This is a genomic window from Pseudoxanthomonas sp. LjRoot125 (genome assembly GCF_964252705.1).
Lineage (GTDB): Bacteria > Pseudomonadota > Gammaproteobacteria > Xanthomonadales > Xanthomonadaceae > Pseudoxanthomonas_A.
Genome location: NZ_CAXUOY020000001.1, coordinates 225877 through 242982, shown reverse-complemented (window position 1 = coordinate 242982; position 17106 = coordinate 225877). Strand labels below are relative to the sequence as shown.

The 17106-nt window shown below is 68.0% G+C and carries 25 protein-coding genes; 7 read left to right on the top strand and 18 right to left on the bottom strand.

Annotated elements, in window-relative coordinates:
• Window positions 1-23 precede the first annotated feature (23 nt).
• Window positions 24-791, bottom strand: a complete 768-nt coding sequence (locus tag ACSION_RS01140; protein ID WP_435304482.1) for a uroporphyrinogen-III synthase — start codon at window positions 789-791, stop codon at window positions 24-26.
• Between the two features lie 16 nt (window positions 792-807).
• Here ACSION_RS01140 and ACSION_RS01135 point away from each other — a divergent pair, with 16 nt between their 5' ends.
• From ACSION_RS01135 to ACSION_RS01115, 5 genes are all read left to right on the top strand, one after another.
• Complete coding sequence (locus tag ACSION_RS01135) at window positions 808-1266, top strand: YiiD C-terminal domain-containing protein (protein ID WP_435304481.1); 459 nt, start codon at window positions 808-810, stop codon at window positions 1264-1266.
• A 28-nt stretch (window positions 1267-1294) separates the two neighbouring features.
• On the top strand, window positions 1295-1717 hold the full coding sequence (locus ACSION_RS01130) for a hypothetical protein (protein WP_435304480.1): 423 nt from the start codon (window positions 1295-1297) through the stop codon (window positions 1715-1717).
• A 64-nt stretch (window positions 1718-1781) separates the two neighbouring features.
• Entirely contained in the window at window positions 1782-2225 is a 444-nt protein-coding gene (locus ACSION_RS01125) for a rhodanese-like domain-containing protein (RefSeq protein ID WP_093488880.1), read from the top strand.
• 98 nt (window positions 2226-2323) lie between these two features.
• On the top strand, window positions 2324-2839 hold the full coding sequence (gene secB, locus ACSION_RS01120; RefSeq protein WP_435304479.1) for a protein-export chaperone SecB: 516 nt from the start codon (window positions 2324-2326) through the stop codon (window positions 2837-2839).
• A 52-nt stretch (window positions 2840-2891) separates the two neighbouring features.
• Window positions 2892-3929 carry an NAD(P)H-dependent glycerol-3-phosphate dehydrogenase gene (locus ACSION_RS01115; RefSeq protein ID WP_435304478.1) on the top strand — a complete coding sequence of 346 codons (1038 nt, stop codon included), beginning with the start codon at window positions 2892-2894 and terminating at the stop codon, window positions 3927-3929.
• A 133-nt stretch (window positions 3930-4062) separates the two neighbouring features.
• Here the strand turns inward: ACSION_RS01115 and ACSION_RS01110 are convergent, their stop codons facing one another.
• The 6 genes from ACSION_RS01110 to nirK all read right to left on the bottom strand — a co-directional run bounded on the left by ACSION_RS01110 (window position 4063) and on the right by nirK (window position 7999).
• Window positions 4063-4620 carry an outer membrane beta-barrel protein gene (locus ACSION_RS01110; protein ID WP_093488874.1) on the bottom strand — a complete coding sequence of 186 codons (558 nt, stop codon included), beginning with the start codon at window positions 4618-4620 and terminating at the stop codon, window positions 4063-4065.
• 164 nt (window positions 4621-4784) lie between these two features.
• Window positions 4785-5024, bottom strand: coding sequence for a hypothetical protein (locus ACSION_RS01105; protein WP_093488872.1), 240 nt, complete (start codon window positions 5022-5024; stop codon window positions 4785-4787).
• 52 nt (window positions 5025-5076) lie between these two features.
• On the bottom strand, window positions 5077-5532 hold the full coding sequence (gene azu, locus ACSION_RS01100) for an azurin (protein ID WP_056880081.1): 456 nt from the start codon (window positions 5530-5532) through the stop codon (window positions 5077-5079).
• A gap of 55 nt (window positions 5533-5587) precedes the next feature.
• A complete protein-coding gene (locus tag ACSION_RS01095) occupies window positions 5588-6154 on the bottom strand; it encodes an SCO family protein (protein WP_435304477.1) in 567 nt (188 codons plus the stop codon).
• Window positions 6151-6933 carry a formylglycine-generating enzyme family protein gene (locus tag ACSION_RS01090; RefSeq protein ID WP_435304476.1) on the bottom strand — a complete coding sequence of 261 codons (783 nt, stop codon included), beginning with the start codon at window positions 6931-6933 and terminating at the stop codon, window positions 6151-6153. Before ACSION_RS01090 ends, ACSION_RS01095 begins: the two co-directional genes overlap by 4 nt.
• Before the next feature lie 7 nt (window positions 6934-6940).
• Complete coding sequence (gene nirK, locus ACSION_RS01085) at window positions 6941-7999, bottom strand: copper-containing nitrite reductase (protein WP_093488867.1); 1059 nt, start codon at window positions 7997-7999, stop codon at window positions 6941-6943.
• A 215-nt stretch (window positions 8000-8214) separates the two neighbouring features.
• Here nirK and ACSION_RS01080 point away from each other — a divergent pair, with 215 nt between their 5' ends.
• Window positions 8215-10275: a TonB-dependent copper receptor gene (locus ACSION_RS01080; RefSeq protein WP_435304475.1), complete on the top strand. Its 2061-nt coding sequence runs from the start codon at window positions 8215-8217 to the stop codon at window positions 10273-10275.
• A gap of 25 nt (window positions 10276-10300) precedes the next feature.
• Here the strand turns inward: ACSION_RS01080 and ACSION_RS01075 are convergent, their stop codons facing one another.
• The 5 genes from ACSION_RS01075 to ACSION_RS01055 are packed head-to-tail and all read right to left on the bottom strand — an operon-like array spanning window position 10301 to window position 13605.
• Complete coding sequence (locus ACSION_RS01075; protein WP_435304474.1) at window positions 10301-11539, bottom strand: hypothetical protein; 1239 nt, start codon at window positions 11537-11539, stop codon at window positions 10301-10303.
• The gene (locus ACSION_RS01070; protein WP_435304473.1) at window positions 11536-11802 is read right to left on the bottom strand and encodes a DUF2249 domain-containing protein; all 267 of its coding nucleotides are present in this window, start codon (window positions 11800-11802) and stop codon (window positions 11536-11538) included. The genes ACSION_RS01075 and ACSION_RS01070 overlap by 4 nt, the downstream gene beginning before the upstream one ends.
• Window positions 11787-11936, bottom strand: a complete 150-nt coding sequence (locus tag ACSION_RS01065) for a hypothetical protein (RefSeq protein WP_435304472.1) — start codon at window positions 11934-11936, stop codon at window positions 11787-11789. The genes ACSION_RS01070 and ACSION_RS01065 overlap by 16 nt, the downstream gene beginning before the upstream one ends.
• 5 nt (window positions 11937-11941) lie before the next feature.
• Window positions 11942-12343, bottom strand: a complete 402-nt coding sequence (locus tag ACSION_RS01060; protein WP_435304471.1) for a SirB2 family protein — start codon at window positions 12341-12343, stop codon at window positions 11942-11944.
• Window positions 12344-12348: 5 nt separating this feature from the next.
• Window positions 12349-13605 carry an NnrS family protein gene (locus tag ACSION_RS01055; protein ID WP_435304470.1) on the bottom strand — a complete coding sequence of 419 codons (1257 nt, stop codon included), beginning with the start codon at window positions 13603-13605 and terminating at the stop codon, window positions 12349-12351.
• Window positions 13606-13769: 164 nt separating this feature from the next.
• Between ACSION_RS01055 and ACSION_RS01050 the strand changes: the two genes are divergently transcribed.
• Window positions 13770-14015, top strand: coding sequence for a hypothetical protein (locus ACSION_RS01050; protein WP_435304469.1), 246 nt, complete (start codon window positions 13770-13772; stop codon window positions 14013-14015).
• An 84-nt stretch (window positions 14016-14099) separates the two neighbouring features.
• Here the strand turns inward: ACSION_RS01050 and ACSION_RS01045 are convergent, their stop codons facing one another.
• From ACSION_RS01045 to ACSION_RS01020, 6 genes are all read right to left on the bottom strand, one after another.
• Complete coding sequence (locus ACSION_RS01045) at window positions 14100-14393, bottom strand: hypothetical protein (RefSeq protein ID WP_435304468.1); 294 nt, start codon at window positions 14391-14393, stop codon at window positions 14100-14102.
• A gap of 171 nt (window positions 14394-14564) precedes the next feature.
• Window positions 14565-14807 carry a hypothetical protein gene (locus ACSION_RS01040; protein WP_435304467.1) on the bottom strand — a complete coding sequence of 81 codons (243 nt, stop codon included), beginning with the start codon at window positions 14805-14807 and terminating at the stop codon, window positions 14565-14567.
• 42 nt (window positions 14808-14849) lie between these two features.
• Window positions 14850-15395: a hypothetical protein gene (locus ACSION_RS01035; RefSeq protein ID WP_435304466.1), complete on the bottom strand. Its 546-nt coding sequence runs from the start codon at window positions 15393-15395 to the stop codon at window positions 14850-14852.
• A gap of 86 nt (window positions 15396-15481) precedes the next feature.
• The gene (locus ACSION_RS01030) at window positions 15482-15904 is read right to left on the bottom strand and encodes a hypothetical protein (RefSeq protein WP_435304465.1); all 423 of its coding nucleotides are present in this window, start codon (window positions 15902-15904) and stop codon (window positions 15482-15484) included.
• A gap of 163 nt (window positions 15905-16067) precedes the next feature.
• Complete coding sequence (locus tag ACSION_RS01025; protein ID WP_435304464.1) at window positions 16068-16577, bottom strand: hypothetical protein; 510 nt, start codon at window positions 16575-16577, stop codon at window positions 16068-16070.
• Between the two features lie 8 nt (window positions 16578-16585).
• Window positions 16586-17017 (bottom strand): hypothetical protein, encoded by a 432-nt coding sequence (locus ACSION_RS01020; protein ID WP_435304463.1) that lies wholly within the window; start codon window positions 17015-17017, stop codon window positions 16586-16588.
• Window positions 17018-17106: the final 89 nt, after the last annotated feature.

The following is a 17106-nucleotide window of genomic DNA, read 5'->3' as shown; positions in this document are numbered from 1 at the left end:
AACCGTGATGGCTGCCGCAGATGCTAACGGATGCGGGGGCCCATGACGGTCGACGCGCTCTTCATCAGCTGTGCCGGACGCGGGCCGTCGGCCTGCACCACGTCGCCGAATCCCGCTGCGCGCGCGGCCTCGGCCAGGCGCGCGCTGGCGGCCACCACGCTCGCCGTCAGAAAGCGTGCCGCCGCCGCTGGCGGCAGTTGTGCGAGTACGCGTTCCAGCGCGCCGGCGCTGCTCAACAGCAGGCAGGCCGGGCGGTCGAGCGCAGCGAGCGCGGTCAGTGCGCGTGGGGGGAGCGCCAGCGGCTCGCGCCGGTAGACCTCGGCGCGATGCACCTGCGCGCCGCGCGCCTGCAGTGTCGGCACCAGCAGGTTGCGTCCGTCGGGGGCGGTGACGAAGCCGATGTCGATGCCCCGGATGTCCTGCAGCGCCGGCAGCGCGAGCAGGCCTTCGCTGTCCATCCGGTGCGGCGAGGTGGCGGGTATGCCGACGCGTCGCAACGCGCCCGCGGTCCCCGCGCCGACGGCCAGCCAGGTATTGCCCCGCTGCGTCTGCAGCGACGCCAATGCCTGCGCGGCCGAGACCGCTGCCGGACTGGTGAACATGACGAGCGGGCATGCGAGCGCTTTCTCCAGCGCTCCGCGCGTGGCGGGATCGTCGCAGGGCTGGATGCGCCACGGCGACAGCGCCAGCAGTCCCGCGCCATGCCGGCGGGCAGCGAGACGCAGCGCGTCGTGGCCGCCCTGGGGCCGCAGCGAGATGACGTACCATGCCGGCGGCGTTGGATGTCCCATGCGCGGATTATGAGTGATGAGCCTGGAAGAAGCCCTGCAGGAACTGCGTGAGTACTGCCAAGGCATGCCGCCCGTGGCGGCCATGCGGGTCGACGTGGAGGGCATGCGTGGCGATGCCTTGTGCCTGGTCGCGCCGCTGTCGGCCAACGTCAACGACAAGGGCAACGCCTTCGGCGGCAGCCTGACGTCGCTGATGACGGTCGCGGGCTGGGGCCTGGTCACATTGAAGCTGCGGCTTGCGGGCCTGAAGGCGGAGGTCTACGTGGCGGACAGCCAGATCCGTTACCTCGCGCCCCTGTATGGCGATCTCGTCGCCGAGGCGATGTCCGCCGAAGGACAGTCCTGGGACACCTTCATCGACACGCTCGTGCAGCGGGGGCGTGCGCGCATCCAGGTCGAGGCGAAGGTGCTGCTGCCTGAAGGTGGACTGGCCACCACGCTGAGCGGGCGGTTCGTCGCCATCGCGAAGCGGTAGCATGCGGTCAAGAACGGGAGGGGGCGCCATGCGGTCGATCACGAGAATACTGTTGGTCCTGGGCCTGCTGGCGATGTTCGCCCCAGCCGGCGCACAGAGCCGGATGCAGCGCGGCAAGTTGCAGGGCGTGCAGGATGCCTATGCGGCATCGATCCGATGGGGAGACTTCGAGAACGCCTGGAAGGCGGTCGATCCCGCCTATCGCGACGAGCATCCGATGAGCGACCTGGAATTCGAGCGCTACCAGCAGGTCCAGATTTCCGGCTATCGAGACCTGTCGACCCGTGGCGGGCCCGATGGCACGGTCGAACGCGCCGTGGAGTTGCGGGTGATCAACAAGCACACCATGGCCGAACGGACCGAACGCTACATCGAGCGCTGGCGCTGGGACCCCGAGGCCAAGCGTTGGTGGCTGGTGGTGGGGTTGCCGGACCTGTGGAAGGGCCAGTAGCGGCCCGGCGCCCGCGCGGGCGTCCTGTGCGACAATCGCCGCCCGCTCCACGGTCGCCAACCCTGTGAATTTCGAAGAAATCCTGGCTTTTGCCACCCGTTCGCCCTTCAACCAGATCCTGTCGCTTTCGCTGGTCGGCCTGACGGTCGCGATCGTCTACACGGAGATTTCGCGCCTGTTCCGCGGCTACAAGGCGTTGCGCCCGGCCGAGCTGACCCAACTGGTCAACAGCGAGAACGCCCTGGTGGTGGACCTGTCGGCCAGCAACGATTTCGAGAAGGGCCACATCGCCGGCAGCCGCAACGTGCTGCCGAGCAGTTTCGACCCCGAAAACAAACTGCTGGCCGGGGCCAAGTCCCAGCCGGTGGTGCTGGTCTGCCGCAACGGGCAGGCTTCCGCCGCGGCCGCCAAGCGCCTGAAGAAGGCCGGCTTCGAGAAGGTCTACTGGCTCGATGGCGGCGTTGCTGCCTGGCAGCAGGCCGACCTGCCGCTGGTCAAGGGCCGCTGAGCCCGCCTGGCCGGAACCGCCCCTTGAACCGGGCCGCCTCCGACGCCATGCCATAATCTCCCATTCACCGTATCAATCCCGAAATTCCGGAGTTCGAAATGTCCGACGAGACCACCAACGGCGCGATCGCGTCCGCCGAAGCCGCTGGCCCTGCCTTCACTGTCGAGAAGATCTACGTCAAGGACGTTTCCTTCGAAGTGCCCGGTGCGCCGGCGATCTACACCGAGGCCGCCCAGCCCGAGCTGCAGCTCAACCTCAACCAGCGCGTGCAGCGCCTGGGCGAGAACGCCTTCGAAGTCGTCCTGGGCGTGACCCTGACCTGCAAGGCCGGCGACAAGACCGCCTACGTGGCGGAAGTGCAGCAGGCCGGCATCTTCGGCTTGATGGGCCTGGACCCGCAGGCCGTGGATGTGCTGCTCGGCACGCAGTGCCCGAACATCCTGTTCCCGTACGTGCGCCAGATCGTCAGCGACCTGGTGCAGGCTGGTGGTTTCCCGCCGTTCTTCCTGCAGCCGATCAACTTCGAGGCGCTGTACGCCGAATCGCTGCGCCAGCGCGCTGCGCAGGGTGGCGACGCCGGCCTGGCCAGCTCGGAACCCGCCGGCAACGCCTGATCCGTGATGGACAATCCCGTCAGGGCGGCGACGCTTCGCACAGGGGTGACGGATGACTGATCTGCGATCAGATGCACCGCTGAAGATCGCGGTGCTAGGGGCCGGTTCCTGGGGCACGGCGCTTGCCGCGCTGATGGCGCGGCATGGCCACGCGGTCACCTTGTGGGGCCGCGACGCGGTCGTCGCCGACGCGATCAACGCGCAGCACGAGAACACCCGCTACCTGCCCGGTATCCCGCTGCCCCTCACGCTGCGGGCGACCACCGACTTGGCGACCTCGCTCGAAGGGGTCGACCAGGTGCTGGTCGTGGTGCCCTCGCACGCCTTTACTGAAACGCTGCACAAGCTGGCGCCGCTGCGTCCGGCCGGTGCCGGCGTGGCGTGGGCGACGAAGGGCTTCGAGACCGGTTCCGGCCGTTTCCTGCACGAAGTCGCCGAAGACATCCTCGGCCCCGGCGTGCCGTTGGCCGTTGTCACGGGCCCGTCGTTCGCCAAGGAAGTCGCGCTGGGCCTGCCCACCGCGGTGACCGTGCATGGCGCCGATCCCGTGTTCGCGCAGGAAGTGGCCGACGTGATGCATGGCCCCGCCTTTCGCGCCTACACCGGCGACGACATGGTGGGTGCCGAACTCGGCGGTGCGATGAAGAACGTGTTGGCCGTGGCCACCGGCGTCGCCGATGGCATGCAGCTGGGCCTCAATGCGCGCGCCGGCCTGATCACCCGCGGCCTCAACGAGATGCTGCGCCTGTCGGCCGCGATCGGCGCCAAGCCGGAAACGCTGATGGGTCTGGCCGGTCTGGGCGACCTCGTGCTGACGTGTACCGGCGACCTGTCGCGCAACCGTCGCCTGGGCCTGGCCCTCGGCCGCGGCCAGTCGCTGCAGGACGCGGTGCGTGAGATCGGCCAGGTGGTCGAGTCGGTGCAGACGGCGGATGAAGTGATGCGCCAGGCCGACCGCCACGGCATCGATCTGCCGATCTCCAGCGCGGTGCGCGCCGTGCTGCATGGCGACCTCACCCCGCGCGATGGCCTGCAGCAGCTGCTGTCGCGGGAACAGAAACCGGAATATCCGGAAACGCTGTTCAAGTGATCCGCTGCATGCAATGAAAGCCCGGCCTCACCGCCGGGCTTTTTTTGGCGCACACAAAAAAGCCCGGCCACAAGGGCCGGGCTGGGTGCGACGCGGGGAGAGAGGGACGCGTCGCGGGGAGCGGTACTGCGTATTACCAGGTGAAACGCGGGCCGACGAACCACTGGGTGTCGTTGTCGGCGAACTTGACGTCGCCGCTCAGGCCCCAGTTCTGGTTGAACTTCACCTGCGCGCCAAGACGGCCGTAGTAGTCGCCATCGAAGTCGCTGCCGTCTTCGTAACCGACGGTGGCGAAGCCTTCGAACTTCGGCGCGATCGCGCCACGGATACCGACTTCGGCGCTGTAGCCGTTCAGGTGGTCGCCCGGCACCTTGTAGCGCTCGTAGGCCACGCGGGTCAGCAGGTCGATGCGCTGGCTGATCTCATGGTTGTAGCCCACGCCGAACTTGTAGTTGTCGAGGTCGACGTTGGTGTTGTCGAACTCCTGCGTGGTGTATTCGCCGAACAGGTGGAAGTTCGGGGCGATGGCGACCGAACCCTTCGCGCCCCAACCATCGGCGTCCGGAAGACCGTCGCTCAGGTTGGTCGCGGTGTAGCCACCTTCGACGTAGTTGTAGGACACGCCTTCCGCGGCCGAAGCAGCGAAGGGAGCAGCAGCCAGCAGGGTCAGGGCAAGCAAGGACTTCTTCATGGGGAACGCCTTTCTGTTTGTTGTTGTGTGTCCGTCGCGATGCATTGCGACGGTGGGCGCAGTATCCGCTCCACCTCACAACAAGCCCTGAATATCAAACTGACCAGTACATGAATTAACCCATGGTCATGGGAACTTTTGGCAGGTGCGTTGCACACCCCGCGTCATCCGCTGCAGCCCCCGCAGCACACCGAAGGCATGCGCACGATGTCGTCGGGAACGAGCCGGTAGCCGGCGTGCGAGAACGCGAGCAACAACTCAACGGCGAGCGCGCTGGTCGAGCAGCGCAGGTGTCCGGTGACCACGTCGCGATCGACGAGCATGGCGGGGTCGAGGTCCAGCAGGTGGTGCGCCAGGATGGCGAGATCGACCGGTCGCTCGCCCACGCGGATGACGTATTCCATCGCAAGGCTCCTGAAGCGGATGCGCCGCCCTGGGGCGGCGCATCGGGTCGGCTTACTTGGTGACGACCAGCTTGCCCTTCATCAGCGTGGAGTGACCGGGGAAGCTGCAGAAGAAGCTGTAGTCGCCGCCGGCGGTGAGCTTCTTGCCGGGGAAGGTGATCTTCGTCTTCTGGCCGCCCCCGACCAGCGACGTATGCGCGATCACACGGGCATCGCTTGCCTGCACATAGGCGCCGGCCGCGCCGGCCTTCATGCCGTCACGCGCGACGCCGGCCAGGTCGGCGGTCTTCGACACGACCACGTTGTGGCCCATCGCGGTCACCGGCAGCTTGCCGCTGTGGGTCAGCTCGATGGTGATGGTGGGGCAGCTGGCGGAGACGGTGGCCTCCTTCAGGTCGAACTTCATCGCGTCATCGCCCTTCAGGCTGACGGTGCAGTTGCCGGCCGCCTGGGCCATGCCGGCAGCGCTGAGCAGGGCGATGGTGGCGAAGGTGCGGGAGAGTTTCATGGTGTGGCTCCTTGGAGGGAAAAGCAGGATCGGGAGGGGTGTGGGTGCCATGTCATCACGGCTCGGCGAGCAGCGCCTTGATCTGGATCAGGAAGGCGGGGTCGGCGGCAGCGCCGGTCACTTCGCTGCGGGCGCGCACCCGGCCCTCGGCGTCGAGCAGCACCAGCACACTGGTGTGGTTGATGCTGCCGTCGTCGCGGAAGCGGTAGCGCACGTCCAGCACGCTGGCGATCGCGCGGACATCGTTGTTGTCCGGTGTCAGGAACTGCCAGCCCTGCGGAACACGATGGCGCTGCGCGACCTCGCGCATCGCCGCCGGCGTATCACGCGCCGGGTCCAGGCTGAGCATGACGATGCCCAGCTTCTTGCGTTCGGCCGCCGACAGCTGCTTCTGCGCGCTCTTGGCGTTCTCGATGATCAGCGGGCACATCAGGTGGCAGTTCGTGTAGAACATCGACACCAGCCGCGGCTGTCCGCGCAGCGACGCCCAGGCCACGGGCGCACCGTCCGCGTCCTGCGTGCCGGCTTGCAGGTGGTAGACCGAATCGCCAGGCAGCGACTGCGCGTGCAGCGGCGCGGCGACCACCAGCAGGGTGGAGAGAAACAGGGAAGCGATCTTCATGGCGTGCTCCTTGCACAGCGGAAGCCGAGGTTGCCCAGCGTGGCGTCGGGTTGCAGCGCGGACAGCAGCACGAAGCGCTTCACCACGCCGTAGTCGCCGGGATCGTTGAAGCTCATGGCGGTCGCGCCGCAGTAGCGCAACGCGTCGCCGTCCTGCTGGCCGCGGCGGTCGCCGTCGCCCAGCAGCGAGGCGACGTCCTCGCTCCACTCCCAATGCGCGCCGTGCAGGCCGTGGATGCCGTAAGCATTCGCGGGCGCGTCGGGCCCCGCATCGATGGCGTGCGGCGTGCCGTCGTTGACCTGGCGCATCCGCCACGCAGCATCGTGGCGCGCGTCGCGGCGCGTGGCGTCGGCCGCCGCTGCGTATTCCCATTCGATGAAGCGCGGCAACCGCGCCTGCTGCGCGCGGCAATAAGCGTCGGCGGCATACCAGTTGACGTGCACGACCGGTGCATAGGGATCCAGCGATGGACCAGGCGCCTCTGCCGTCGCCCACTGGCCGAGATAGCCCGGGCTGGCGAACACGGCGGGGATGCGATCGCGCCGCCATTGCGGCTGGCGGGCGACGAACGCGGCGAATGCGCGGTTGCTGACGGGGCGTTCCATGAGCGAGAACGAGGCCACCCGCACCACGCGGGTGGTCTCTTCGAAACGTACCGAAGAACGAAAGTCGCCACCCTCGATCCACCGGTAGCCGCTGCCTGCATCGCCGGCGACGGCGAGCGCCGACGCCAGGGCGAGCAGGAGAAGCGTGGCGGTCGAGGGCAGCGTCCGTTTCATCCGTGCCTCACTTGCTGCCCGCGGGCTTGGCTTCGGGGTACTCGATGTCGTGCTGCTGGCCCGTGTAGATGTCGGGGTTCTTGTCGCCCTCCACCTTCAGGATGCCCAGCGAGCCCTTGTGGAACGTGCGGAAGATGCTGTGGTCCACCAGCACGAAGTTGCCCGGCACGTCCGCCTTGAACTCGACCATCGCCGAACCGCCCGCCGGAATCAGCGTGGTCTGCACGTTCTCCTGGTACTTGCTGCCGCCCTCGGTCCAGACCTTGTCGAAGATCTCGCCGATCACGTGGAAACTGGAGACCAGGTTCGGCCCGCCATTGCCGACGAACATGCGGATCGTCTCGCCGGCCTTGGCCTTCAGCGCGTTGTCGCCCTGCAGCGCATCCACCGAGCCGTTGAACACCACGTAGGTCGGGTGCTCGTCGATCGCCTTTTCCAGACTGAAGGGCTGCAGGCCTGGTTCGCCGTACGCGCCTTCGGTGTAGAAGTCGCCCTGCACCACATAGAACTCCTTGTCGACCGGCGGCAGGCCTTCCTCCGGCTCCACCAGGATCAGGCCGTACATGCCGTTGGCGATGTGCATGCCTACCGGCGCCATCGCGCAGTGGTAGATGTACAGGCCGGGGTTCAAGGCCTTGAACGAGAACTGCGTTTCCTTGCCCGGCAGGGTGAACGTGGCTTCCGCGCCGCCGCCCTGGCCGGTGACGGCATGCAGGTCGATGTTGTGCGACATGTGCGAGTCGTGGCGGTTCTTCAGCTTGAACTCCACCGTGTCGCCCTTGCGCACGCGGATGAAGCTGCCCGGCACGGTGCCGCCGAACGTCCAGAAGTTGTAGGTCACGCCGTCGGCCATGCGCATGTCCTTCTCGATCATCTCGAGATCGACGACGACGTGGGCGGGCGTCTTGCGCGTCAGCGGCGGTGGCACCATCGGCGGCGCCGTCAGCACGGCGTGGATCGTTTCGCCGGCAGGCGTGATCTTGCCGCCGGGACCGCCTGCGAGGGCGGGGCCGGCGAGCAAGGCGGCGAGGGCGCAGGCAAGCAGGGAGGTGTGCAGGCGTTTCATGGCGGTTCCTTGATCGGTCGTCGGTGGGTGTGTGGCCATGGTGGAAATGCGCACGCCCAACGACGTTGATCTGGATCAATCGACGCCTGCCGATCGCGTGGATTCGCGCGGGTGCTTGACCAAAGTCAAGCGCGCGACCGCCTGCGACACCGTGTCGCATCTGCACTCCAGGCTGCATCCGGACAATGCGTGCATCCCACGAGGAGCCCTGCGCCATGAACCGCAACCTGCTTGCCGTCGCCCTGATCGGCGCGCTCGCCCACACCCCTGCCCACGCGCAGGACGCCCACGCCGGCGCGCATGCCGACGCGCTTCCGGTGACCACGCTGGACGATGTCGTCGTGGTCGGCGTGGCGCCCGCAATGGCCACCACCGTCATCACCGATCCCAAGCTGCCGCGCCAGCCGGTGCCGGCCAGCGACGGTGCCGATTACCTGAAGACCATTCCCGGCTTCTCCACGCTGCGCAGCGGCGGCACCAATGGTGATCCGGTGCTGCGCGGCATGTTCGGTTCGCGCATCAACCTGATGACGAACGATGGCGCGATGAGCGGCGCATGCCCCGCGCGCATGGATAACGCGCTGTCCTATATCGCCCCGGAAACCTACGACCGGCTGGTCGTCATCAAGGGGCCGCAGACGGTGCTGTGGGGCGGCGGTGCATCGGCCGGCACGGTGCGCTTCGAGCGCGAGATTCCGTACTTCGCCGAACCCGGCGTGCAGGCTTCGGGCAGCGTGCTGGCCGGAAGCCACGGCCGCAACGACCAGGTGCTCGACATCAGCGCCGGCACGCCGCGCGGCTATGCGCGCCTGTCGGCCAACCGCTCCGAGGCCGAGGACTACGAGGACGGCAACGGCGACCGCGTGCCGTCCGCCTGGAAGAAGTGGAACGCCGACGCCGCCCTCGGCTGGACGCCGGACGAGGACACCGTGCTGGAACTCAGCGCCGGCATCGGCGATGCGCAGGCGCGCTACGCCGGTCGCGGCATGGACGGCGCGCAGTTCCGTCGCGACAGCCTGGGCCTGCGCTTCGAGAAGAAGCACATCGGCGGCGTGCTGGATGCCGTGGTCGCCAACGTCTACCAGAACGACGTGGACCACGTGATGGACAACTACAGCCTGCGCGATCCCGACCCCACCAGCAGCATGCCGATGCCGATGGCCAGCAACGTGGCGCACCGCACGCGCGGTGGCCGCGTCGCCACCACCTGGCAGTCCGGTCGCTGGGAAGTGACCACCGGCCTGGACCTGCGCGACAGCCGGCACCGCCAGCGCAGCGCCAGCGGACGCGGCGCCTACCTCGCCCTGCCCTGGCAGGTGGACGCGAAGTTCCAGAGCTGGGGCGCGTTCGCCGAATCGCACTGGCACATCACCGACACGCATCACCTGATGAGCGGCGTGCGCCTCGATCGCGCCGAAGCGCAGGACCTGCGCGCGACCACCGGCGGCATGATGCCGATGCCCAATCCCACCGCCGGCATGACGCGCAAGGAATCGCTGCCCAGCGCGTTCGTGCGCTACGAGTACGACCTGGGCGGCCGCTGGGGTGCCTACGCCGGCCTGGGCCACACGCAGCGCATGCCCGACTACTGGGAGCTGTTCTCGCCCACGCGCGGTCCGGTCGGCGCGCCGAACGCCTTCGCCGGCGTGCAGCCCGAGCGCACGACGCAGCTGGATATCGGCCTGCAGTTCAAAGGCGCGAAGATCGATGCGTGGGCATCGCTGTACGCCGGACGCGTGCAGGATTTCATCCTGTTCGACTATTCGGCCGGGATGATGGGCAGCAGCACGCGCGCGCACAACGTGGATGCCGACATCCGCGGCGGCGAAGCCGGCATCGACTGGCGTCCCGCGCAAGGCTGGAAGCTGTCGGGCGCCGCGTCCTACGCGTGGGGCGCGGTGCGCGACACCGGCACGGCGCTGCCACAGATGCCACCGCTGGAGGCGCGCTTCTCGGTCAGCCATGAACGCGGGCCGTGGTCGTGGGGCGCACTGTGGCGCGTGGCGGCCGCGCAGGAGCGTGTCAGCACCAGCCAGGGCAACATCGTCGGCCGCGACCTCGGGCCGAGCGCGGGCTTCGCGGTGTTCTCCGTCAACAGCGGCTATCGCTTCAATGACCGCCTGCAACTGACCGCCGGCATCGACAACCTGTTCGATCGCGCCTACAGCGAGCATCTCAACCTTGGCGGCAACAGCGCGTTCGGCTACCCGGCCGATCCCGTGCGCATCAACGAACCCGGCCGCACCGCCTGGGTGAAGCTCAACCTGCGTTACTGAGCCGCACGCACGCGATCCCGGCGGATCAGCCGGGATCGTGGGCCTGCCACGTGACGGACAACCGCCAGCAACGCCAGAGCGCCTGCAGGCTCACCGCATAGGCGAACATCAACGCGCCGCCAGCGATGTGTGCGAGCGCGGGCACCAGCGTCGCCGCCGCCAGCAGAGCGCCTGCGATGACGTGCGCGGCGAAGGCGCGTCGCTTCGCCGCCTCGTCGAACAAGCGCCCCACCCCTGGCACGCGCACACCGCGTGGTACGCGCTGGCGCAGTGCGATCCAGGTCAGGAAGCCGGTGATCTCCATCGCCATGCCGACCACCAGCAGCGGCAGGCCCACGCCGAGCACCAGCGTGCCGATCACGATCACCGATGCACCCCGCCCTGCGGACAGCACCCCGGCCAGCAGCAATGCCGCACACCCCGACTGCCAGAACGCACGCAACATCGCGTTGCGCCGGTACGGCGCGCGTGCCTGCAGGACGAACACCGCCACCGCGAACGCCACGAGTGGCCACGCCGCGAGGCGGACCGCCTCCGCTGGCAGCGCGCCGAGATGGACCGCCGCAACGACACCCAGCGTCAGCAGCAATCCGATGTGCCCGGCACGCGAGGCAAGGTGCGGCGGCGCGCGCGTGCCCTGCAGCATCGGCAGCGTCACGGTACCGACGGCCGCGAGCAGCCCCATCGTCCAGCCGATCACACCGAAGGCCGCGTGCATATCCACCACGCCCCGCGCCGCCGGCGCATGCCAGCCCGTGCGGGCCGCCAGCAGCACCAGGCCCAGCAGCGTGGTCGCCAACAACGCGAGCACGGCCAGGCCGATGCCTTCGCGCACGACGCGTAGGCCGCTCCCGCGCACGACGGCCACCAGCGCCAGCGATGCGAAGAGCGCCAGCGATCCTCCCAGCAACACGGCCGCCGGCACGGCCAACACATGCGACGAAGTCGCCAGTGTCGCCAGCAGCAAGGCCAGGCCAAGGTTGAACGTGGCATGCAATGCCGGCACGAGGCGCGCGCAGGGCAACGGACTGCCCGCCGCGACGGGAAGGAACTGCACCAGGCTGCCCAGCATCGCGTTGCCCAGCAGGCCGAGCGCGAACACGTGCACCAGCACGAGCGTCGCCGGCGTCCACCGCGACAGCAGTGCGGCCTCGCCGTGCCAGGCCAACCCGCCGCCCGCCACGACGCCCCACGCCAACGCGGTGGCCAGGAAGCGCATCGGCACGGACGGCGGTGGCGCCTGCGCGAACGCGAGCCCGCTCATGCGGCTTGCGGGGGCTCCAGCGCGTGCCGGTCGGCGACGTGGCAGATCGCGATGCAGGCACTGCCCGCGTCGGCATCGCGTACGCGATAGGCGAATCCCCACTGGTCCAGGATCGGCAGCAACGGCGCCGGATACAGCGGCGTCAGCGCCACCAGTCGCTCGCCGCGCTGCAACGTGCGCAGGCAGTCGAGGATGCGCTCCATCGGCTCGGGGGCCGCGAGCGTGCGCAGGTCCAGGCGCAACAGGGTCAGGGCATGCGCCATGCGTCGGGCTCCTCGGCCTCGCGCGTCGGTGTGCAATCCAGCGATACGCCCGCGGCATCGAGCGATTCGCGCACGCAGCAGACGCACGCGGCGAACGCCTCGGGTAGCCATTCGGTATCGAACGCCGTTTCCATGCCGGTCAGCCTCCCAGCCACAGCAGCCAGCCCCACGGGTCGTGCGCGCGCGCGATGCCGTACACCTGCAGGAAGCACAGCAGGGCAGCGGCGACCAGCACGGCGCGTGCACCGTTGCCGCGCGCAGGACGGAAGGCCGCGATGCCGATCGCGACATACGCGACGAGGAACACGAGCTTCGCCAGCAGCCAGCCGTTGGCGAACAGGCCCGCCGGCAGGATCGTCAGCAGCATCATCGCGCCGGTCAGCAACACGGTGTCGATGCTGTAGCTCAGGTAGCGCACGGCCGCGGCGCGTGGCCAGCGCATGCCAGCGAGCAGGGCGAGCGCGCGCAGCGCGAACAGCGCGCCGCTGCTCATCGCCGCGCCCATGTGGACCAGCTTGATGTCCGGGTAGAAGGTCATCATGGCGCTCATCCCGGCCGGCCGTCCGCGCGCGGGCGCAGGTAGATGCCGCCGATCCTTGACACCCATGGCGCCAACGCGACCAGCCAACCCATCGCCGCTGCGGCCTGCCACGCCATCGCATCCGGCGCGAGGTCGGCGACGATGCGCATCACCGCGACCACCTGGATCGCGACGAAGGCGAACCACGCCACCTTCGGCATCACCAACGGGCGTCCCGAATGGCCCTGCGTCACCCGCGTGACCATCGCCACCAACAGGCTGCCGAAGAAGCCGATGAACATCGCATGCATCGGTGCGCGACCCAGCACGAAGTCATCCGTCACCAGAAACGTCACGCTCTGCACCACGTACAGCAGGAAGGTGATCGGCAACCATGCGGTGCCGATGAACAACACCGCCAGCAGCCCCGGCATGCGCCCGCGCGGCCACCAGCGATGCACGGCCCAGGCCGTCAGCACCAGCAGCGGCACGTCGGCCAGCCACAGCCACGCGTACGCGTGCATCAGTTCCAGCCCGAGGTGCGCCATCAGCAGCGCCCACACCGCGCCCAGCCATGGCAGCGAACGCCACGGCACGTAGCCCGGCACCACGTTGCCGGCGAAGAACGGGAACATGCGGTGCGCTACCGTCACGTACACCGGCAACAACAGGCCGAAACCGCCGAGCTTGATGCTGGCGAATGCCCACGTCGGCGACGCGCCCAGCGCGAACGCGATGAACATCACCAGCCCCAGCCAGCCCAGCAGCAACCCGGCGAAGCAGGAGCGCGCATGCCAGGTCTTCGCCGTGTCGTCGGCCAGCAGCCGGCCCAGCGTCAGCAGCGCGGCGCTCCAGCCGGCCAGCGCCATCCACAGGCCGACGGTCAGGCCCGCCTGCCAACCGGCGACGCCCAGCAACATCGCCAGCTGCCCGCCCATCAGGCCGAGCCCGACCGGCACGTAATGCCAGCGCTTCAGGTCGGCCATGCCCATCCAGCGCGGAAACACCGTCAGCAGGAAGCCGAAGATGAAACTCGGCAGCACCAGGTACTGCATCAGGAACGCATGCAGCCAGCCGGCGTAGATCGGCGTCTCGGGCATCGTCCACACGCCCCAGCGGGTCGCCACCAGCCACGCCATCCACCAGAGCATCGCCAGCAGTACGTTGCCGGCGCCGACGAAGAACATCAGCCGGTGCGGCGCATGCGCGAGCCAGGCGGGAGAGAGTCCGGGCAACGGCGGCGCAGCGCGGGAACGGGGTGGGGGAACGACGTCGATCTTCATGCGGGCAGCGTGCCCGCGCCGGCCGGCGACCGCCTTGACGTGGGTCAGGCCGAGCGCAATCCGGTGGGCGGCGTCGCCTTGATCCGGGTCAAGGCCGAACGCGCACCGAGCCCCTACAGTCCTGCCACCCGCGCATGCGCGCCACGTCCGCCACAGGAAGCCCGATGTCCGACCCCACTCCATCCCCCACCGAGCAGCGCCAGCAGGCCATGACCGAGGCCCTGCGCGCCTGGGATCCGGAAGCCGAAGTCAGCCTCGAAACCGGCACCGGCCGCCTGATGGTGATGACCACGCTGCCCACCGAGCGCGTGATCGCCATCCTCAAGGAAGCCGGCGAGCATGCCGAAGCCGGCGAAAGCGAACCGCACGGGCACCAGGCCGGGCAATGCTGCGGTGGGTGCTCGCACTGATCGATGGATGATCGGGGCGCGACCCGGCATTCCGTCCTGCGTCGTCAGATCGAGTCCAGGATGCTGCAATGGCCCCGTCACCCGTCACGTGCCATCCACGCAGACATGCCGGACCACGCCATCTTCGATCTGCTTGAAGCACCCGTACGTGCGGATCGAATCGGAGCAACTGCCGATGGCAGGACTGCCCGTGGCGATGTCGGCGGCCACCAGGCAGCGGCCCTCGCATTGCCGATTGTCCGTGCAGATCTTTCTTGCATCGCGTGCGGGGAAATCGCAGACATAGGGCCCGCCGGGCGGCAGCCCGCGGCGCTCCCACCATCCGCCGACCAGGGAGCAAGCGGCTTCGGTTTCCGGAAGCAGGGGCTTGTGGGCCATCGGGATATCGACGAGCTGGGCTGGAAGCGAAGGCGCCGGACGCGAGCACCCGGTCGATGAGATGACCGCCAGGCAGACCAACAGGAATCCGGGGTATCTCATGGTGCGCCTGCATGGATACGGTTCATGACAAGGGAATGTACGCGGCCCGACGGCCAGGCGCATTGACGCCTAGTCGCCGCGACCGTCGAGCCCAACGCGGACCAGGGTGATGCCCGCGAGCAACGCTACCTGCGCCAGCGCCCAGGCGATCCACCCGCCGCCGGCCCAGAAAGCGACCAGCGACGTCATCAACGACAGCGCAGCCCACAGGACCGCATGGTCAGGGCCACCGCCGCGGGCTTCGATCTTCCCCGCATTGAAGTACAGGGACATGCCGACGATGCACAACGCGACCTGCGCGTAGATGCTCACGCGATGTCCAAGGAGGGGCTTCGACGGTCCGGGCGTTGCACGTTACCGACCGAACTCCGCCGCGATGGGCCTCGACGCCAGTTTCCATGCGATCCAGCCGAACAGCGCGCCGAACGCGAGCGCAAAGACAACGCACACCACGGCCATCACGACGAAGAACAGCGTCATGTCGGGCGCGCCTTGCGCTTGCGCCGCAGCGAACTGGTCGTGCACGAACGAGAACATCGTGGCCTGGATGGCCAGCCCGGCCACCTGCCAGAGGATGCTGAGGATCATCAACCCGATGAAGCACAGCCGTGCCCAGTTACGGCGCTTCAGCAGGCCGATCGAGACGACCAGCATGACCACGTTGGCCAGCAGGGCCGCCAGGAAGAACCACTGGAAATTTTCGAACAGGAAAGTCGCGAACGGTGGCAGGCCCGGTTGCCCCGGCGCCGCCTGCATGGCCTGGTCGAACTCCGCGCTGCGCAAGACGGTCTGCAGCATGAGGTTCTGCAGGACCCCGATCAGCGCGCCGAAGCCCGACAGCGCGATGAAGATCCACGCCAGCACGGTGACGAAGGTCGAGCGCTGTTTCAGTTCGGACATGGCCCCTCCCCGGGCGATGAAGACGGGGCCATCATGGGGCAAGTTTCCGGGCGAGGCCACTCGCTGCGCATGGATGCGTCGGTAGGTCAGAAGAGATGGACGAACGCGGCGGCCGCGAAGAAGGCAGCCGATATCGCCATCAGCCACCGCCACGCACCGATGTCTTCGGGCGTGAGGCCCGTACCGGGGTTCCGTGGGTCGTAACGGATGACGATCTCTTCAAGCTGGGGCGCCCTGCGCCACAGTTTCAAGCCGACGACCTGGATCGCCGCGCGATCTTCTACGCGCTTGCGGTACTCCTGTCCGCCAACGGTCCAGACAAGCACATGGTCCGTGTCGGTGTTGGCGACCCACTGGCGATGACTGAAATCCTCGAACAACGACGAGGGTGGCACTTCCTCGACACGTGCCGTCACGGAGGGCCATGCCCGTGCCGTGCGGGTGCGCAGGAACGCCAGCACCGCCGCGCCGCACGCCAACCCGCCGGCCGCCAGAAGAAAACCCGTCACCGTCATTCTTGACCTCGCAGCTCATAGGTCGGGATGCGCCTGCGAACCCCAACGACGCGATCTTCGTCTGTCGCAAGGCTTCCTGCTACAGGGCGGACATGGCGTACGTGTCGGGCTTTGCTTTGCTCGGCCCACCCCATGGGCCATGCCCAGCCCATGGACGTCATCCCGAGGTGCACGATTGGCTGATGTACGAACGTAGGGATTCGATCAGTCCGCCTCCCTGCTCGAACCGAATGTTCGCAATGCGCCAAGCATCCGCTTCCTTTACCAGGACAACGGTGTCCGTCCACCGCATGCTGGGGTCGTAAGCAAGCTTCGCGGCAACAAGCGCGGCCGTTCTTCCTTGCGAAACCAGGCGGGTCCCCTCGATCGCTCTGGCGCCGTCCGCGGAATGGAAGTACCAAGGGTCGGCATCGATGATCCACGGCTTCACATCGGGCGGCACGAGCGCCCGGCATGCATCCTGATAGCGATCGGTGGCGGTCAGCAGCGCGTCCAATTCCTTTGACACCAAGTGCCTGGCATTCCCAAGCATGCGTCCGTCGTCAGAGAACGGTCCATGGATCTCCAGCGCGTAGAACGCGTTGACGGCTTCTTGAGGGGACGCGGCTTCGCTGCTGTGAGCGAGTGACGACGCCAGTACGAACAGCAACAGCAAGAGATGCTTCATGTCTGTTTTCATCGTGGTGGAGTGGTTCGTTTTGAACCGGTTAGATGAGTTGCACCGGCCTGCATACCGGTTCGGTGCCATCGCCCCCGCACGCGAACCAGCCCCCACAGCGAAGGAGCCAGCCAGCCCAGGACAGCGAGGACGGCAACGGATGCGCCCATCACACCGTTGATGCGGAAGTACGGAAAGAAGTGCTCACCGCCTTCCATGACGGTGTGGATCGCCACCCACGCGCACGTCGCCAAACCGCACACCAGGACGGCCCATGCGATGCGCGGGGATGGACTGGGCGCAAGTGCGTTGCGGCTGGCGAAGAAGGCGATCGGCGCGAGGACGAAGGCGCCCGTACTGCCTGTGACCCATCCGTGCCCCGCCCCCGACAGCAGGATGCCCGCCAGCAGCGTGAGCAGCGCCACCACGATCGATACGGCAAATCTCATGCGGTCGTTCCCCGGCACCCCTGCCGTCCCCCGATGCTAAACGTGAAACACCCCATCGGCCGGGGTGAATGTGAGGACGTGTCATCCCG

What these genes read in the sequence shown, in the direction of transcription:
- nirK (WP_093488867.1), bottom strand. Translation starts at nt 7,999, where the DNA reads ATGAAACGCCTGCACACCTCCCTGCTTGCCTGCGCCCTCGCCGCCTTG.
- ACSION_RS01065 (WP_435304472.1), bottom strand. Translation starts at nt 11,936, where the DNA reads ATGGAAACGGCGTTCGATACCGAATGGCTACCCGAGGCGTTCGCCGCG.
- secB (WP_435304479.1), top strand. Translation starts at nt 2,324, where the DNA reads ATGTCCGACGAGACCACCAACGGCGCGATCGCGTCCGCCGAAGCCGCT.
- ACSION_RS01115 (WP_435304478.1), top strand. Translation starts at nt 2,892, where the DNA reads ATGACTGATCTGCGATCAGATGCACCGCTGAAGATCGCGGTGCTAGGG.
- ACSION_RS01035 (WP_435304466.1), bottom strand. Translation starts at nt 15,395, where the DNA reads ATGTCCGAACTGAAACAGCGCTCGACCTTCGTCACCGTGCTGGCGTGG.
- ACSION_RS01045 (WP_435304468.1), bottom strand. Translation starts at nt 14,393, where the DNA reads ATGGCCCACAAGCCCCTGCTTCCGGAAACCGAAGCCGCTTGCTCCCTG.
- ACSION_RS01090 (WP_435304476.1), bottom strand. Translation starts at nt 6,933, where the DNA reads ATGAAACGGACGCTGCCCTCGACCGCCACGCTTCTCCTGCTCGCCCTG.
- ACSION_RS01050 (WP_435304469.1), top strand. Translation starts at nt 13,770, where the DNA reads ATGTCCGACCCCACTCCATCCCCCACCGAGCAGCGCCAGCAGGCCATG.
- ACSION_RS01025 (WP_435304464.1), bottom strand. Translation starts at nt 16,577, where the DNA reads ATGAAGCATCTCTTGCTGTTGCTGTTCGTACTGGCGTCGTCACTCGCT.
- ACSION_RS01130 (WP_435304480.1), top strand. Translation starts at nt 1,295, where the DNA reads ATGCGGTCGATCACGAGAATACTGTTGGTCCTGGGCCTGCTGGCGATG.
- ACSION_RS01095 (WP_435304477.1), bottom strand. Translation starts at nt 6,154, where the DNA reads ATGAAGATCGCTTCCCTGTTTCTCTCCACCCTGCTGGTGGTCGCCGCG.
- ACSION_RS01105 (WP_093488872.1), bottom strand. Translation starts at nt 5,024, where the DNA reads ATGGAATACGTCATCCGCGTGGGCGAGCGACCGGTCGATCTCGCCATC.
- ACSION_RS01070 (WP_435304473.1), bottom strand. Translation starts at nt 11,802, where the DNA reads ATGGCGCATGCCCTGACCCTGTTGCGCCTGGACCTGCGCACGCTCGCG.
- ACSION_RS01055 (WP_435304470.1), bottom strand. Translation starts at nt 13,605, where the DNA reads ATGAAGATCGACGTCGTTCCCCCACCCCGTTCCCGCGCTGCGCCGCCG.
- ACSION_RS01140 (WP_435304482.1), bottom strand. Translation starts at nt 791, where the DNA reads ATGGGACATCCAACGCCGCCGGCATGGTACGTCATCTCGCTGCGGCCC.
- ACSION_RS01110 (WP_093488874.1), bottom strand. Translation starts at nt 4,620, where the DNA reads ATGAAGAAGTCCTTGCTTGCCCTGACCCTGCTGGCTGCTGCTCCCTTC.
- azu (WP_056880081.1), bottom strand. Translation starts at nt 5,532, where the DNA reads ATGAAACTCTCCCGCACCTTCGCCACCATCGCCCTGCTCAGCGCTGCC.
- ACSION_RS01060 (WP_435304471.1), bottom strand. Translation starts at nt 12,343, where the DNA reads ATGATGACCTTCTACCCGGACATCAAGCTGGTCCACATGGGCGCGGCG.
- ACSION_RS01135 (WP_435304481.1), top strand. Translation starts at nt 808, where the DNA reads ATGAGCCTGGAAGAAGCCCTGCAGGAACTGCGTGAGTACTGCCAAGGC.
- ACSION_RS01075 (WP_435304474.1), bottom strand. Translation starts at nt 11,539, where the DNA reads ATGAGCGGGCTCGCGTTCGCGCAGGCGCCACCGCCGTCCGTGCCGATG.
- ACSION_RS01020 (WP_435304463.1), bottom strand. Translation starts at nt 17,017, where the DNA reads ATGAGATTTGCCGTATCGATCGTGGTGGCGCTGCTCACGCTGCTGGCG.
- ACSION_RS01080 (WP_435304475.1), top strand. Translation starts at nt 8,215, where the DNA reads ATGAACCGCAACCTGCTTGCCGTCGCCCTGATCGGCGCGCTCGCCCAC.